Raw genomic sequence first — 17213 nt, forward strand, 5'->3', positions numbered from 1 at the left:
CGGTCAGAAGTCGAAGCGCGCCGTGAGGCTGTATTGGCGGGGAGCACCGTAGAAGCCCGTGTAGACGCCCAATGCACGGTTGAGGTTGTATCCGGTGGTCAGATACTCCTCGTCCGTCAGGTTGCTGCCGTTGAGCGAGAACGACCAGGCGTTGTTGACGCGCCACGTCACGCCCGCGTTGAGCAGCCCGTAGCCATCCTGGGTGATGGGCCCACGCCCGTTGGGCGGGACTTCCGCCCGCAGGATCTCGGTAGTGGCGACCACTTCCGACTGGTAGCTGTAACCCACCCGCGCCGAAAGGTTGCCCCCGCCCGACAGATCCGTGCGGTATTCCAGATTCATTGCTCCGGAGAACTCAGGCGCATTGGTGAACTCCTGCTCATCGGCGATGTTCAGGCCGGCGTAGCGGAACTCGTCGTACTTGCCATCCAGCCATGCCAGGTTGCCGCTGAGCACCCAATTGCGGACCGGCAACCACTGGTACTCGACTTCGACCCCGTTGACCGTGCCCTTGCCGGCATTGGTGAAATCGCCGAAAAACGCATCGTCGGTGCCGTCGCTGTTGCTGTCGTAGGCAGTGAACACCGACAGCTGGATGTCCTCGTACTTGTTCTGGAATGCCGCCAGGTTCAGGAACAGCGTCTGGTCGAGGAACGCCATCTTGCTGCCGATCTCGAAGCTGTCGACGACCTCGTCATTGAACGGCTCGGCGGAACGAGGCACGGCGGTCGCCTGGGCACGGATGTTGTAGCCACCCGACTTGAAGCCGCGCGTCGCCAACGCGTACAGCATGATGTCGTCGGTTGCCTGGTAGTTGAGCGAGACCTTCGGCGAGGTGTTCTTGAAGTTGATCGACTTGTCGAAGTTGGCCACCGTGGAGATGGGGCGCGTGAACGTCGCATCGCTGTAGCCGCGGTTAAGGACGGTCGCTCGTTTGTCTTCGTCGGTGTAGCGTGCGCCCACGTCCAGCTTGAACTTGTCGGTCAGGTCAAAGGTCCAGTCGGCGTACAGCGCGACGCTCTCGGTGCGCACAGTACCCTGGGTATCGCCAAACAGCAGGTTGAAGAAGTTGTTGAGCACCTGGCCGCCCGCATCGCCATCGAAGGCATACAGGCCCATGACGCCGCGGGCGCGCCCGCCGCCGTCGAAATTAGCCTGCAGTTCGTGGCTGACCTGCTGGTCGCTGTAGAACGCCTTGACGTCGGCGATCTTGGCCTGCGTGAGGTCGAAATCGATGTTGGTCTCGGTATCGGACTCGCGCTTGGCCAGCACGTACTTGAGGGCCCAATCTTCGTTGGCACGCCAGTTCACCGTCACGGACGCGCCGCGCAGCTCGGTGTCGTTGACGTTCGGCATGCCGTTGCGAACGTCATAGCGCGAGTCCATGGGCGGAGCATTGGGGACGAAGCGGTTGGCCCCGAGCATCTGCGCGCCGCGGACACCAGACTGGTCGTCCACCCAGTCGAAGGCGAACTGCACGTCGAAGTCGTCGCCCGCATACGCGCCCAACTGTCCGCGCAGCGCAAGGATCTCCTTGTCACTGACTTCCTGGTCGGTCACCACGTTCTGGCCGAAGCCATCACGATTCAGGCTCGCGACGGCGAGGCGACCACGCAGGCCACTGTCCGCGCCGCCGATGGGTCCGCCGACCGCCGCCTTGACGTCAAGCTGGTTGTAGTTGCCGATGGTGACCGAGGCGTTGCCCTCGAAGTCGGTCGGCAGGCCACGCGAGATGTACTTGATCGCACCGCCAATGGTGTTCTTGCCATACAGGGTGCCCTGCGGGCCGCGCAGCACTTCCACGCGCTGGACATCGAACACGTCAAGCAATGCGCCCTGGGGACGCGCGATGTAGACGTCATCCAGGTAGATGCCCACGCCCGGATCCACGCCCCACAACGGGTCCGACTGGCCTATGCCACGGATGTAGGCCGTTACCGTGCTGCTCGAACCACGGGCCGCGTAGACGGTGAGGTTGGGCACCAGGGCATCCAGGTCGCTCAGGTCCTCAACGGCCATCCGGTCCAGCGCCTCAGCGGTAAACGCGGTCACCGCGATGGGCACTTCCTGCAGCGTCTCCTCGCGCTTGCGCGAAGTCACCGTGACCTTGTCCAGCGTGGTGGCCTGTTCGGACTGCTGCCCCGTCGGCGCCGACTCCTGCGCCCACGCCGCCGGCGCCATCAGCGCACTGGCGATGGCAAGGCTCAGGTACTTGCGGCTGTTCTTGCTACGACCCATTACGGCACTCCTCCCCCGATTTCATGGTGGCCCGGCACGACGGCCAGCGCCTGATGGGACGGTCCCACCATGGCCGCAAGACTAGGAGAGGCATGTCACCTCGGCATCTGTACCTTCGGACAATGCCGGGGGAGCGGCCCGATCCGGAGACTCCATCCACCTGCAAGGCTCTGGAGCTGGGGATGGCGTTTCTGATCGTACTGGCCGCGTTGTGCTTCCTGATGTTCGTGGCGTATCGCGGCTACAGCGTCATCCTTTTCGCTCCGGTGGCGGCGCTGGGCGCGGTGTTGCTCACCGATCCTTCGCTGGTGGCGCCCATGTTCACCGGGCTATTCATGGACAAGATGGTGGGTTTCCTCAAACTCTACTTCCCGGTGTTCCTGCTGGGCGCCATCTTCGGCAAGCTGATCGAAGTCTCGGGATTCTCCAAATCGATCGTTGCGGCCACAATCCGCCTGGTCGGTGCCAGTCGCGCCATGCTGTCCATCGTCATCGTCTGCGCCCTGCTCACCTATGGCGGCGTGTCGCTGTTCGTGGTGGTCTTCGCGGTCTACCCCTTCGCCGCGGAGTTGTTCCGCCAAAGCAATATTCCCAAGCGGCTGATCCCGGGCACCATCGCGCTGGGCGCGTTCACCTTCACCATGGACGCGCTGCCGGGCACGCCGCAGATCCAGAACATCATTCCCGCATCGTTCTTTGGCACCAACGCCTGGGCCGCGCCGTGGCTGGGCATCCTGGGCGGCGTTTTCATCCTCATCGTGGGCCTGAGCTACCTTGAGTGGCGCCGTCGCGCCGCGCTGAAAGCCGGCGAGGGCTACGCCGACGGTGGCGCGCTGGTGAACGAGCCGGCCTCGTTCACAGGCAGCAAGCTGGCAAATCCGTTGATCGCGGTGTTGCCGCTGGTGCTGGTAGGCGTGAGCAACAAGCTGTTCACCAGCTGGATCCCGGGGGTCTACGGTGACAGCCATTCCTTCGACCCGGCGGTGATCGGCAGCACGCCACCCGTGGTGCAGGAAGTATCCAAGTTCGCCGCCATATGGGCGGTGGAAGGCGCGTTGCTCGTGGGCATCGCCTGCGTGATTGCATTCGCCTGGAAACCGGTGATGGCCAGCTTTGCAGAAGGCACCAAGTCGGCCATCGGTGGCGCCATGCTGGCGGCCATGAACACCGCTTCGGAGTATGGCTTTGGCGCGGTCATCGCGGCCTTGCCTGGCTTCCTAGTCGTGGCCAATGCGCTGAGCGCCATCCCCAACCCGCTGGTCAATGAGGCGGTCACGGTGACCGCGCTGGCGGGTATCACCGGTTCGGCGTCCGGCGGCATGAGCATTGCCCTGGCGGCGATGGCCGAAACGTTTATCGCCAACGCCAATGCCGCCGGCATCCCGATGGAGGTGCTGCACCGCGTCGCGGCGATGGCATCAGGCGGCATGGACACGTTGCCCCACAACGGCGCCGTGATCACGCTGCTGGCCGTGACTGGCCTGACGCACCGCCAGGCCTACAAGGATGTCTTCGCGATCACGGTCATCAAGACCGCGGCGGTCTTCGTGGTCATCGCCGCGTACTACCTGGCAGGGATCGTCTGATCAGCCAACCGGACTTCAGGCCGGGGACGACACGTCTTCGGCCTGGATCGGCAACGACACTGCCATCACCGATGGGTCGTCCGGACTCGGCGCGACCTTGAAGCCGAGCGCCTTGCACATTTCCAGCATGGTGCGGTTTTCCTGAAGCACCTCACCCACGACCGAGCGCAACCCGAGCCAGCGCGCGTACTCGATCATGATCTGCATCAACCGCCACCCCAGCCCGTGCCCCTTCAGGTCCGAGCGCACGAGGATCGCGTACTCACCGTGGTCGTAGTTGGCATCCGCAAGCAGCCGCACCGCCCCCAGCATCGCACCCGTATCCGGGTCAAAGGCCACCAGCGCGATCGATCGCGCGTAATCCAGTTGCGTCAACTGGGCAATGAACTCATGGCTGAAGTGCCGGACCGCCTGGAAGAAGCGCATGCGCAGGTCTTCATCCGACACGTGGGTGAAGAACTCGCGGAACAGTGCCTCATCCTCGGGCCGCACCGGCCGCACGAACACCTGGCGACCGTGCCCCAGTTCGACATGGCGCTCCCACTCCCTCGGATACGGCCGGATCGCGAACCGCGGGTGGCCCGGCCCCTTGTGCAGTCGCGCCAACGCTGACACGCCGATCCGCGCATCCACGGCGATGACTCCATCCTTGTCCGCCAGCAGAGGGTTGATGTCGATCTCGCGTATGTCGGGCACGTCGGCGGCGAGCTGCGCCAGCTTGACCAGCACCAGGGCCACGGCCCGCTCGTCGGCAGCAGGCACATCGCGGTATGCCTTGAGGATGCGTGACACGCGGGTCCGATCGATCATGTCGTGCGCAAGCCGAAGGTCCAGCGGCGGCAGCTCCAGCGCCTTGTCGTTGATCATTTCCACCGCCGTGCCACCGCGGCCAAATACGACGACCGGCCCGAACGTCGCGTCGTCCACGACGCCGGCAATCAGTTCGCGGGCCTTCGTGCGCACGACCATGGGATGCAGCGTGACCCCATCGATCCGCGCCGTGGGACGCGCTTCCCGGGCGCGCGCGAGGATCGCGGTGGCCGCCTCGCGCACCGCTGCGGGGGCGGAGAGGTTGAGGCAGACCCCATCGATGTCCGACTTGTGGGTGATGTCCGGCGACAGGATCTTCACCGCCAGCGTTCCGCCATCGGCCAACATCGGCTCCGCCATTCGCGCTGCCTCGTCGGCATCACGCGCAGTGACCACGGGAGTGATGGGAATGCCGTACGCCGTCAGCACGTGCGCGACTTCGCCCGGGTCAAGCCATGCACGCCCGTCGGCCAGCGCGCGCGCCACCGTGTCGCGCGCAGTAGCCGTGTCCACCACGAGATCGTCGGGAAGGCTGGGCGGCGTCTCCATCAACGTCGTCTTTGCCTCGCGGTGGCGCACGAGGTACATGAAGCCTCGAACTGCGTCGGCCTCTGTCGCGTAGGTGGGAATTCGCGCGGCGCTCAGTTGCTCAGTCGCGGCGTCATTCGCCCCGAGCCACACCGCCAGCACTGGCTTGCGCGCGACCGTGGACGGCAGTGCCTTGCGGGCCTCGGCCAATGCCTGCGCGCGTACCTCGGTCGGCACCAGCGCCGTGGGCACGTTCAGCGCCAGGATCGCGTCGTTGCCAGTATCTTGGGCCAACGCCGAGAACGCCGCTGCATACTCCGGATTGCCAACCCCGCCATTGATGTCCACGGGGTTGGTGCCAGGCCACACCGCCGAGGCGACGGCGCCGAGCTGCTGCACCGTGTCTTCACCCAGGTCGGCCAGCTTGCCGCCCATATCGCGCAGGCGGTCAGCGGCGAGCATGCCGGTCCCCCGCCCGTTGGCGAAGATCGCCAATCGCGGTCCCGGGAACGTATCGACCCGTCCCAGGGTTTCGGCGGCAGCGAAGAGTTCGTCCAGCGCCAGCACCCGCAGCATGCCCGCCCGCTGGAACGCCGCGGCGTACACGGCATCGGGCGAGGCCAGCATTGCCGAGTGTGTCCGCGGCACGTTGACCGGCCGCGCATGACGATCTGATTTCACCACCACGACCGGCTTCAAACGGGCGGCTGCGCGCGCGGCCGACATGAACTTGCGCGCGTCGCGGATCGATTCCACGTACAGGACGATCGCGCGGGTGCGGAAGTCGCGGGCGAAAAAGTCGAGCAGGTCGGCGAAGTCGACGTCGAGCTCATCGCCCAGGGATGCCACGGCGGAAAAGCCGACCGAACGGCCTGCGCCCCACTCCACCAGCGCCGCGGCGATCGCGGCCGACTGCGAAATCACGGCGATGTCGCCCGGCTGCGGGTGGTGCGCGGAGAAACTGGCATTGAGCCGCGCGTGTGGTGCGATGACGCCCAGACCATTCGGCCCGACCAGGCGAAGGCCATGGGTGCGCGCAACAGCCGCGAGTTTGGCCGCGGTCGATCCCGGCCCGTGTCCCAGATCCGTGCCCAGCACGATGGCCGCGGCCGTCCCAAGCTCGGCCGCCGTCCGCGTGAGTCCAGTCACCTTGGCGGGTGGCGCCGCCAGGACGACCAGTTCGGGTGTCCACCCCAGGTCCTGCAGGCGCGGTACCGCGGCCACGCCCTCGATCCGGGCGTGGCTCGGGTTCACCAGACCCAAGGGCCCCGCGAATCCTGCTGCCTGCAGGTTGCGGAGCACAGCGGCACCTAGCGAGCGCGCGCGCGGGCTGCCGCCCACGACCGCGACGGAGCGGGGATTGAAGACGGATTCGAGGGAATATGTGCTCATCTGCGGATGACGCCAATCCTCGCTGATCTCTCGATTACCCGGCTTGATCGGCCTCAATCCGGCGCGCAGCTCAGATGGCCACGCCATTCCATCCTGCCGTGCCCGGCCGCTGATTGCACCGCATTGTGTCCCTGCACGCCGTCGCCCCGATGACAGCCACTGGCTCCCGCAGAGCGACGGCGTTAGTATTTTGACTAACACGGCACTCGTTGACCGGCTTGCAGCAACCGCCCCGAAAAATCCTCCACGTCGACATGGACGCGTTCTACGCTTCCGTCGAGCAGCGCGACGATCCCAGCCTGCGCGGCCGGCCGGTGGTCGTGGCTTGGCGCGGTGCGCGCTCGGTGGTGTGTGCGGCCAGCTACGAGGCGCGCAAGTTCGGAGTCCGTTCGGCCATGCCGGCGGTTCGGGCCGAGCGACTTTGCCCGCGCGCCGTGTTCGTGCCTCCCGACTTTGCTCGTTACAAAGCCGTATCACGGCAGATTCGCGAAGTGTTCGCCCGCCACACGGACCTGATTGAACCGCTTTCGCTGGACGAGGCCTACCTGGATGTCACCGTCACCAAGACTGGCCTGCCGTCGGCGACTGAAACGGCGCAGGCCATCCGCGCCGCGATACGCGAGGAAACCCAGCTCACGGCGTCGGCGGGTGTCGCACCCAACAAGTTCCTGGCGAAGATTGCGTCGGATTGGAACAAGCCCGACGGATTGTTCGTGGTCCGCCCGCACCAGGCCGAAGCCTTCCTCACTCCGCTGCCGGTGGGACGCCTGCCCGGCGTAGGCAAGGTGATGGAGCTGAAACTGGCGGAGTTGGGTATTGCCACCGTGGGCGAACTGCAAGCCATCGGCGAAGACGTGCTGGAACACCGATTTGGCCGCTGGGGCCGCCGGCTGCACGAGCTGTCCCGCGGCATCGATGACCATCCCGTGGTGACCGAACGGCCCACGGTGCAGATCTCCAGCGAGGACACCTTCGAGCGAGACCTGCTGCTGGACGAACTGGAGCCCCACATCCAGCGGCTGGCGGAGAAGACCTGGGCTGGATACGAGCGCGAAACAGGCCGCATGGCGCGCACGGTGGTGTTGAAGCTCAAGACCACAGACTTCCGCACGCTCACCCGCAGCCTGACGCAACCTGCGCCACCGGTCGGCGCCGAGGATCTGGCGCGCATCGCCTGTGGGTTGCGCAATCGTGTCGACCTCCCGGCAAAGACGCGCTACCGGCTGGTAGGTGTCGGGCTGTCTGGCTTCATCGACACTGATCAGTTCGAGATCCAGAGCGATCTGTTTGCGTGCGGGACTTAGGATGGGGGAGGAGCCTGCCCGAGAACAACAGGGCGCCAGAAAGCAGAAGAGCGGGCTTTCGCCCGCTCTTCCACGTGTACCGCTTGGAACCCGGCAGCGATTACTCGCCCGCCAGGCCCTCGCCCTCTTCCACGGCCTTCATCGACAGACGGATACGGCCCTGCTTGTCGACTTCCAGCACCTTCACCTTGACCAGATCGCCTTCCTTGAGCTTGTCCGATACCTTCTCGACGCGCTCGTTGGAGATCTGCGACACGTGGACCAGACCATCCTTGCCCGGCAGGATGGTGACGAACGCACCGAAGTCCATGATCTTGGCGACCTTGCCTTCGTAGATGCGGCCCGGCTCCACGTCCGAGGTGATCTGCTCGATGCGCGCCTTGGCGGCCTGGGCAGCGGCGGCGTTGACCGAAGCGATGACGATCGTGCCGTCGTCCTGGATGTCGATCTGGGTGCCGGTTTCCTTGGTGATGCCCTGGATGGTGGCGCCGCCCTTGCCGATCACTTCGCGGATCTTGTCCGGATGGATCTTGATGGTCAGCAGGCGCGGCGCGTACTCGCTCAGCTCGCTGCGCGGCGTGGTCAGGGCGTTGGCCATCTCGCCGAGGATGTGCAGGCGACCGGTCTTGGCCTGCGCCAGCGCGACCTTCATGATCTCCTCGGTGATGCCCTGGATCTTGATGTCCATCTGCAGCGCCGAGATGCCCGCGGCGGTACCGGCGACCTTGAAGTCCATGTCGCCGAGGTGATCCTCATCACCCAGGATGTCGGACAGCACGACAAAGTTGTCGTCTTCCTTCACCAGGCCCATGGCGATACCGGCCACCGGCGCCTTGATCGGCACGCCCGCGTCCATCAGTGCCAGTGACGAACCGCAGACCGAGGCCATCGACGAGGAACCGTTCGACTCGGTGATCTCCGAGACGACGCGGATGGTGTACGGGAACGCTTCCATGCTGGGCATGACGGCCAGCACGCCACGCTTGGCAAGACGGCCGTGGCCGATCTCGCGGCGCTTCGGGCCCATCATGCGGCCAGCTTCACCGACCGAGTACGGCGGGAAGTTGTAGTGGAACAGGAAGTGTTCCTTGTACTCGCCCGAGACGGCATCGATGATCTGGCCGTCACGCGCGGTACCGAGGGTCGCGACCACGATCGCCTGCGTCTCGCCGCGGGTGAACAGCGCGGAGCCGTGGGTACGCGGCAGCACCGACACCTTCGAGTTGATCGGGCGGATCGTGTCGAGCGCACGGCCGTCGATGCGCACCTTGGTGCTCAGCACGGAGTTGCGCATGGTCTGGTACTCGAGCTCGCCGAATTCCTTGGCGGCATCGGCGGGGTTCCAGCCGTTGGCTTCGATCTGCCCGGCCAGCGACGCCAGCACTTCCTTCTTCAGCGTCGAGATCGAATCACGACGCTCGAGCTTGTTGCGGATCTGGAAGGCGTCGGCCAGGCGGTTGCCGATGGCAGCCTTGAGCGCGCCGATCAGCGCGTCGTTCTTGGCCGGGGCAACCCAATCCCACTTCTTGGTGCCGGCTTCGGCGACCAGCTCGTTGATCGCGTTGATCGCGACCTGCATCTGCTGGTGACCGAACATCACCGCACCCAGCATCACGTCTTCCGACAGCTCCTTGGCCTCGGACTCAACCATCAGCACGGCGCTCTGGGTGCCGGCGACGACCAGCTCCAGGTCCGACTCCAGCAGTTCGCTGGTCGACGGGTTGAGGATGTACTCACCGTTCTTGTAGCCGACCTTGGCGGCGCCAATCGGGCCCTGGAACGGCGCGCCGGTCAGCGCGACGGCGGCCGAGGCACCCAGCAGGGCGGGGATGTCACCGTCCACTTCCGGGTTCATCGACATCACGGTGGCGATGATCTGGACTTCGTTCTTGAACTCTTCCGGGAACAGCGGACGGATCGGGCGGTCGATCAGGCGCGAGGTCAGCGTTTCCTTCTCGGTCGCGCGGCCTTCGCGCTTGAAGAAGCCACCCGGGATACGGCCACCGGCGTAGAACTTCTCCTGGTAGTCGACCGTCAGCGGGAAGAAGTCCTGGCCTTCGCGTGCGGTCTTGGCGGCGACTGCGGCCACCAGCACAACAGTGTCATCCATCTTGACGAGGACGGCGCCGCCGGCCTGGCGGGCGATCTCGCCGGTTTCCAGGGTGACCTGGTGCTTGCCGTACTGGAAGGTCTTGGTAATTTTTGCCACGTTGGTTTCCTTCGAATTTCGATGCGTTACGCGCGGGGCCCCTGCCCCTGGCGTTTGGTTGCCTCACGGCGACCGGGTGTTGCCTGGGACGACGGAAACTCCGGCCGTCCCCAAAAACGAACCGCGGCGCATCACTGCGCCGCGGTAGGTATCTCGGTTAGCGACGCAGACCGAGCTTCTCGATCAGCGCCTTGTAGCGCTCCACGTCCTTGCGCTTCAGGTAGTCCAGCAGGCTGCGACGGTTGTTGACCATCATCAGCAGGCCGCGACGGCTGTGGTGGTCCTGCTTGTGCTGCTTGAAGTGCTCGGTGAGCTGCTCGATGCGGGCGGTCAGCAGGGCGACCTGGACTTCCGGCGAACCGGTGTCGTTGGCGCCGCGCTTGTTGTCTTCGATGATCTTGCTGGTATCAATGGACATTGCGATATCTCGTGACGCGATGCCTGCAGAAGCGAATCGAACGCGCTATGCGCCGATGCACCGCCTGGCTCGCCTTTTGCCAAAGGAAAAAAGCACCCGAGGGTGCCAACTTGCTGTTGAAAGCCCGCGGATTGTAGCCCGCGGGGCTTTGCGGAACAAGGTTTCAGCGCGGCGGCACGGGCCCCGTGCTGACGGAAGGCCGCGGAAAGACCGGTCGCTTGGTCACGTTACCGCCCAGATGAACAGACGCTGCGCACGCACCACGCCCTCCTCCACTTGGCCCAGACCGAGGGCGCGCCCCGTCTCATCGCACACGGCGACAATCCCGTCGGCGGATGGCGCCGGAAGGGGCACGGGCTGGCCCCGGCCCAGTCGCAGGGCCCCGCCGGCGTCAAGCGTCACCTTCGGAAAGCCGGCCAACCCGGCCTCGACGGGCAGCAAGGCCTCCATCAGCCGGTCCTCGCCCTCAGCGGCAAGGGCCTCCAAGGCATCGAGCGTCCACATCCGCGGCGCGGTGAACGGCTCCACCCACAGGCGCCGCAGGACCGCGACGTGCGCACCGCACCCCAGCGCCTCGCCGAGGTCGCGCACCAGACTGCGGATGTAAGTGCCGGATCCGCACTCCACGTGAAGGCGAACCCGGTTGCCGTCGCGGCCCAGCAGGCGGATCTGGCGGACCTCAACCTCGCGCACCGGGGCCTCGATCGCCTCGCCCCGGCGTGCCTTGGCGTATAGCGGCTCGCCGCCCTGCTTGAGGGCCGAGTAGATCGGGGCACGTTGCTGGATCACGCCCGCCAGCGGCTGCAAAGCGGCCTCGATGGCGGCGTCATCCAGCGCCGGCACGGGCCGCTCCTGCAGCACCACGCCATCGGCATCATCGGTGTCCGTGGTGGCACCCAGTACCGCCACCGTCTCGTACGCCTTGTAGGCGCCCAGCAACAGGCCGGCGATCTTGGTCGCCTCTCCCAGGCACAGCGGCAGCAGCCCAGTCGCCAAGGGGTCGAGCGCGCCGGTATGGCCGCCCTTCTCCGCCCGGAACAGGTGCCGCACCCGCTGCAGCGCCTGGTTGGAGCTCAGCCCCTGCGGCTTGTCCAGCAGCACGATGCCGTGCAGCGGACGGAATACGGTGCGCGCTTTCCTGCTCATTCCCAGTCCAATCGTGAAAAAGGCGGCCGTGGCCGCCTTCCTGGTTTCACTTCGACCCGTCGGTATCGGGTTCGTCGCCGTCGGCGCGTTCCGCCTCGTCCCGCAGGTCGGGCAGATCGCGCAGCAGCAGGTCGATGCGCTCGCCCTTGTCCACCGAATCGTCATAGTGGAAGTGCAGCTCCGGCACGTGCCGCAGCTTCATCGCCCGGCCCAGCTGGTAGCGCATTTCGGGCGTCAATGCCTTCAACTCTTTGACCGCGGCGGCTGAACTCTCCTGCAGCAACGCGGTCACGAAGACCTTCGCGTGCGCCAGGTCACGGGTGACCTCAACGTCGGACACGCTGAGCGACGGCAGGCCGTGCTCACGCACGGTTTCGTGCACGATCTTGCCCAGCTCACGACGGAGCTGGGCGGACACGCGATCACTGCGGTAGAACGACTTCTGTGCCATGGCTTAGAGGGTACGCGCCACTTCGATACGCTCGAAGCACTCGATCTGGTCGCCCGGCTTGACGTCGTTGTACGCCTTCACGCCGATACCGCACTCGGTGCCGTTGCGCACTTCGTCCACGTTCTCCTTGAAGCGGCGCAGCGATTCCAGCTCGCCCTCGAAGACCACGGTGTTGTCGCGCAGCACGCGGATCGGCTTGGAGCGCTTGACCACGCCCTCGACGACCATGCAGCCGGCAACCGCGCCGAACTTGGAGCTGCGGAAGACGTCGCGGACCTCGGCGATGCCGATGATCTCTTCGCGGATCTCCACGCCCAGCAAACCGGACGCCACCTGCTTCACCTGGTCGATCACGTCATAGATGATCGAGAAGTAACGCAGGTCGACGCCGTTGGTCTCAATGACCTTGCGCGCCGAGGCGTCGGCACGGACGTTGAAGCCGATGATCGTCGCCTTCGAGGTCGAGGCCAGGGTGGCGTCGGACTCGGTGATGCCGCCCACGCCCGAACCGATGACGTTGATGCGGATCGCGTCGGTCGACAGACCGGTGAGGGCCTCGCGCAGGGCCTGCACGGAACCGTGCACGTCGGCCTTGACCACCAGGTTGAGGGTCTGCTGGCCTTCGCCCGAACCCATCTGGGCCAGGATGTCTTCCATGCGGTTACCCGCCTGGGCGACCAGACGCGATTCGCGGCGCTTGGCGTCACGCTGCTGCGCGACGTCCTTCGCCAGGCGCTCGTCGTCCACGACCACGAAGTCGTCACCCGAATCGGGCACGCCCGACAGGCCGAGCACCTGCACCGGGATCGACGGGGTCGCTTCCGGCACCTGCTCGCCACGCTCGTCGAACAGCGCACGCACGCGGCCGTACTGCACGCCGCAGACCAGGTAGTCGCCCTTCTTCAGGGTGCCGGACTGGACCAGCACGGTGGCGACCGGGCCGCGGCCCTTGTCCAGCGAGGACTCGATGACCACGCCGTTGGCGCGCCCGTCGCGCACCGCACTCAGTTCGAGCAGTTCGGCCTGGATGGAGATCGCGTCGAGCAGCGCGTCGATGCCCTGGCCGGTCTTGGCCGAGATCTCGACGAACTGGGTGTCACCACCGAACTCTTCGGCCACCACTTCCTCGGCCAGCAGTTCGTTCTTCACGCGCAGCGGGTCGGCGTCGGACTTGTCGATCTTGTTGACGGCCACGATCAGCGGCACCTTGGCCGCCTTCGCGTGCTGCACCGCTTCCTTGGTCTGCGGCTTGACGCCGTCGTCGGCGGCCACGACCAGCACCACGATGTCGGTCAGCTTGGCACCGCGGGCACGCATCGCGGAGAACGCGGCGTGGCCCGGGGTGTCCAGGAAGCTGATGACGCCACGGTCGGTTTCGACGTGGTACGCACCGATGTGCTGGGTAATGCCACCGGCCTCACCGGACACCACCTTGGTGCGGCGGATGTAATCCAGCAGCGAGGTCTTGCCGTGGTCGACGTGGCCCATGATGGTGACCACCGGCGGACGCGCGAGCTTCTCGCCCTGCGTGTCCTCCACGTGGGCCAGCAGCGCGTCCTCGACGTTGCCGGCGTCGGCCTTCAGCGCGACGTGGCCCAGTTCCTCGGTGACCAGCGCCGCGGTGTCGTGGTCGATGGATTGGTTGATGGTGGCCATGACGCCCATCTTGAACAGCGCCTTGACCACCTCGCCGCCCTTCATCGCGAGCTTCTGCGCCAGGTCGGCCACGGTGATCGTGTCACCGATGGCCACCTCGCGCACAACCGGTGCGGTGGGACGCTCGAAGGCGTGCTTGCCACCGCCGGTGCGGGCCTGCTCGGAGCCCCGGCGCGGTCGGTTGCCACCCGCAGGCTTGCCACGCGCGCCGGTGGAACGGCGGGCACGGTCGGAGGCGCTCAGGTGCATCTGGCCGGCAAAGCGGCTGGCGCGGTCATCGTCCTCGACGCCAGCCACCATGGCATGCGAGCCACGCGGCTTGTGCGCGGGCGCACGCGTCGTATCGACCCGCGGTGCCGCGGCGGGCTTGGGATGGGCGTGGGCGTGCGCGGGCGCCGGCTTGCGGACCGGGGCCTCCTCGTCGGTGGAAGCGACGCCGGCAGCCTCAAGTGCTGCACGGGCTTCGGCCTCGGCCTTCTGGCGGACAGCCTCTTCCGCCTCTAGGCGGGTGCGCTCCTGCGCTTCGGCACGCTGGCGGTCGGTCTCGGCCAGGCGGCGCTGTTCGTCGAGATTGCGCTGGCGCGACTCCTCGAGCTTGCGCAGGATCTCGGCACGCTCGTCGGTGACCGGGCCAGCCTTCTCGGCAGCGGCATCGCGCGGCGAAAGGGTGATCTTCTTGCGCACGACCACGTCCACCGTGGTCTTGCCACCCTTGCTGCCGCCCACCGTGATTTCCTGCTTGCGGCTGCGGTTGAGCGTGATCTTCTTGGGCGCCTCGACAGCATCGTCGGTGGTCTCGACCTTGCCGTGGGAACGCTTGAGGAAGCCAAGCAACTTGACCTTCTCGATACTGGTCACGACCTGGTCGGGGCCGCTGAACGGCATGCCGGCTTCGGCGAGCTGTTCCAGCAGCTTCTCGACCGGCGTGTTCACCAGTGCGGCCAGCTTGCGGATAGTGGTTTGCTGCGACATTCGGTTTCCGTGTCCTCGTGGCGTGGGACGCATCCCGCGCGTGATGGAGCGATTCTAGCCCTGCGGTGGCCGCCAACCCCTGTTCAGGGTGGCCGCCGGCCGGGTTTTACTCGAACCAGTGCTTGCGGGCTTCCATGATCAGCGCCGCGGCGCGTTCCTGGTCGATGCCCTCGATATCGGTGAGCTCGTCCGTGGCCATGTCGGCCAGGTCGTCGCGGGTCACCACGCCACGCGCGGCCAGGGCGTAGGCCGTGGCCTCGTCCATGCCTTCCAGCGAGAGCAGGTCGGCGGCCGGCTGGTGTTCCTCCAGCTCCTCCTCCGCGGCCAGCGCGTCGTTGAGCAGCGCGTCGCGGGCACGCGAACGCAGCTCTTCGACGATGTCCTCGTCAAAGCCCTCGACCGCCAGCAGTTCGCCGACCGGTACGTAGGCGATTTCCTCGACGGTGTTGAAGCCTTCCGACACCAGGATGCCAGCGATTTCCTCGTCCACTTCCAGCTTGTCCATGAACAGCTGGCGGGCCGCGGCCTGCTCGGCTTCCGACTTGGCGGTGACCTGGTCCTGGGTCATCACGTTGAGCTGCCAGCCGGTCAGGCGGCTGGCCAGGCGCACGTTCTGGCCGCCCTTGCCGATGGCCTGCGCCAGGCGCTCTTCGGCCACGGCCAGGTCCATCGAATGCTTTTCTTCGTCGACGATGATCGACTGCACTTCGGCCGGCGCCATCGCATTGATGACGAACTGCGCCGGGTTGTCGGACCACAGCACGATGTCCACGCGCTCGCCGTTGAGCTCGTTGCTCACCGCCTGCACGCGCGAGCCGCGCATGCCGATGCACGCGCCGATCGGATCGGTACGGTTGTCGTGGGCCAGCACGGCGATCTTGGCGCGGTCACCCGGGTCGCGGGCGCAGGCCTTGATCGACACCAGGCCCTGGCCGACTTCCGGCACCTCGAGCTTGAACAGCTCCATCATGAACTCCGGCGCGGCGCGGCTGATGAACAGCTGCGGGCCACGGGGCTCGTTGCGCACGTCGAACAAATAGCCGCGGATGCGGTCACCGGTGCGGACCACGTCGCGGGGGATGCCCTTGTCCTTGGGAATGATCGCCTCGGCGTTGCCGCCCAGGTCGACGTAGATGTTGCCGCGCTCAACGCGCTTGACGATGCCGGTGACCAGCTCGCCCACGCGGTCCTTCCACGCGTCCACCACCTGCTGGCGCTCGGCTTCGCGCACGCGCTGCACGATCACCTGCTTGGCGGCCTGCGCGGCGATGCGGCCGAACTCGGGGTTCTCGATCTGCTCTTCGATGTAGTCGCCCACCTCGACGCCTTCGACTTCGTCGATGGCATCCATCAGGCGGATCTGGCGGTCGACGGAGTCCATGACCACGTCATCGGCCACGACTTCCATGCGGCGGAAGGTCTCGTAGCTGCCGTCCTTCTGGTCGATCTTGACGCGAACCAGCACGTCTTCGTCGTGGTAGCGCTTCTTCGCGGCGGACGCCAACGCGGCTTCGATCGCCTCGAAGATCACTTCCCGCGGTACGCCCTTCTCGTTGGCAACCGCATCAACGACCAGCAACAGTTCCTTGCTCATCTCGATTACTCCGCACGGGACGGCTTGTCGGCCGCCGGCTTCTTGGTGGATTTGTTGGATTTGCTCTTGCCCGGGCGCGCGTCGCGGCCGGACTTGTCCTTGGCGGGCGCGAGGCCCAGGGCCACCCAATCGGGGACCAGGCGCGCCTTTTCGATGTTGTCGACCGACACCACGAAAGGCGTGCCGTCGATGCTGAACGTGACCATGTCGCCTTCGACCGAATCGATGCGGCCCTGGAGGCGACGGCGGCCGTCCTGCGGCAGCTTCAGCGTCACCTTCGCCGACTCACCCGCAAAGCGCGCGAAGTGCTCCGCGGTGAACAGCGGCCGGTCGATGCCCGGCGAGGACACTTCCAGCGTGTAGTTGGCGCTGATCGGGTCCTCGACGTCGAGTTGGGCGGACACCTCGCGGCTCACGGCCTCGCACTCGTCGATACCGACCATGCGCGGCTCGCCATCCTCGCCCGGAGCGGCATCAGCCGGCATGTCGATGTACAGGCGCAGGGTGGTGCCGCCGGTCGACGGCAGGTACTCCACGCCCAGCAGCTCGACGCCCAGCGACGACACGGTCGGGGCCAGCAGGTTGGCAATTTCGGTCGCTTTATCTGTCACGCGCTGACGCTCCTGCGGTTGTGACCTGCGAGTGGGTACTGCGGATTGCGGTACTTCGAATGCAACAAAGGGCCCATTGGGCCCCTTGTCCGTACAACTGGATGTCGGCGTGACGCGCGAGCAGAGCGCGTCACCTAGCCCAGATTCCGACCCGGGACGTGCCCCATCCTCGGGGCGCATCGCATGCCGATACTGCCGGCATTCGATCGGAACTAGCAGCGCGGGCAGGGTTTTGCGCCTATCTGACCTTGCCAGTCAGGCCACCCACCCCTCGCCGGAGCACGGGATGATACGCGGT

At 66.1% G+C, this 17213-nt stretch carries 11 protein-coding genes; 2 read left to right on the forward strand and 9 right to left on the reverse strand.

The window, feature by feature from the left end:
- Window positions 1-3: 3 nt before the first annotated feature.
- Window positions 4-2238: a TonB-dependent receptor gene (locus AC3ARF_RS08610; protein WP_498927040.1), complete on the reverse strand. Its 2235-nt coding sequence runs from the start codon at window positions 2236-2238 to the stop codon at window positions 4-6.
- Between the two features lie 182 nt (window positions 2239-2420).
- Between AC3ARF_RS08610 and AC3ARF_RS08615 the strand changes: the two genes are divergently transcribed.
- Window positions 2421-3824 carry a GntP family permease gene (locus tag AC3ARF_RS08615; RefSeq protein ID WP_498927041.1) on the forward strand — a complete coding sequence of 468 codons (1404 nt, stop codon included), beginning with the start codon at window positions 2421-2423 and terminating at the stop codon, window positions 3822-3824.
- A gap of 15 nt (window positions 3825-3839) precedes the next feature.
- Here the strand turns inward: AC3ARF_RS08615 and AC3ARF_RS08620 are convergent, their stop codons facing one another.
- Entirely contained in the window at window positions 3840-6554 is a 2715-nt protein-coding gene (locus AC3ARF_RS08620; protein ID WP_498927043.1) for a bifunctional acetate--CoA ligase family protein/GNAT family N-acetyltransferase, read from the reverse strand.
- Between the two features lie 218 nt (window positions 6555-6772).
- Here AC3ARF_RS08620 and dinB point away from each other — a divergent pair, with 218 nt between their 5' ends.
- The gene (gene dinB, locus AC3ARF_RS08625) at window positions 6773-7858 is read left to right on the forward strand and encodes a DNA polymerase IV (protein WP_498927045.1); all 1086 of its coding nucleotides are present in this window, start codon (window positions 6773-6775) and stop codon (window positions 7856-7858) included.
- A gap of 100 nt (window positions 7859-7958) precedes the next feature.
- Here dinB and pnp read toward each other — a convergent pair whose 3' ends face one another.
- From pnp to rimP, 7 genes are all read right to left on the reverse strand, one after another.
- Window positions 7959-10067: a polyribonucleotide nucleotidyltransferase gene (pnp, locus tag AC3ARF_RS08630; protein ID WP_498927047.1), complete on the reverse strand. Its 2109-nt coding sequence runs from the start codon at window positions 10065-10067 to the stop codon at window positions 7959-7961.
- A gap of 157 nt (window positions 10068-10224) precedes the next feature.
- Window positions 10225-10485, reverse strand: coding sequence for a 30S ribosomal protein S15 (rpsO, locus tag AC3ARF_RS08635; RefSeq protein WP_036135007.1), 261 nt, complete (start codon window positions 10483-10485; stop codon window positions 10225-10227).
- A 222-nt stretch (window positions 10486-10707) separates the two neighbouring features.
- On the reverse strand, window positions 10708-11631 hold the full coding sequence (gene truB, locus AC3ARF_RS08640) for a tRNA pseudouridine(55) synthase TruB (RefSeq protein WP_498927049.1): 924 nt from the start codon (window positions 11629-11631) through the stop codon (window positions 10708-10710).
- A 46-nt stretch (window positions 11632-11677) separates the two neighbouring features.
- The gene (gene rbfA / locus AC3ARF_RS08645) at window positions 11678-12082 is read right to left on the reverse strand and encodes a 30S ribosome-binding factor RbfA (RefSeq protein ID WP_498927052.1); all 405 of its coding nucleotides are present in this window, start codon (window positions 12080-12082) and stop codon (window positions 11678-11680) included.
- Between the two features lie 3 nt (window positions 12083-12085).
- Window positions 12086-14710 carry a translation initiation factor IF-2 gene (infB, locus tag AC3ARF_RS08650; RefSeq protein ID WP_498927054.1) on the reverse strand — a complete coding sequence of 875 codons (2625 nt, stop codon included), beginning with the start codon at window positions 14708-14710 and terminating at the stop codon, window positions 12086-12088.
- 106 nt (window positions 14711-14816) lie between these two features.
- On the reverse strand, window positions 14817-16304 hold the full coding sequence (nusA, locus tag AC3ARF_RS08655; RefSeq protein WP_498927056.1) for a transcription termination factor NusA: 1488 nt from the start codon (window positions 16302-16304) through the stop codon (window positions 14817-14819).
- Between the two features lie 5 nt (window positions 16305-16309).
- On the reverse strand, window positions 16310-16915 hold the full coding sequence (gene rimP / locus AC3ARF_RS08660; protein ID WP_498927058.1) for a ribosome maturation factor RimP: 606 nt from the start codon (window positions 16913-16915) through the stop codon (window positions 16310-16312).
- Window positions 16916-17213: the final 298 nt, after the last annotated feature.

This window comes from Lysobacter sp. KACC 24251 (genome assembly GCF_057747755.1).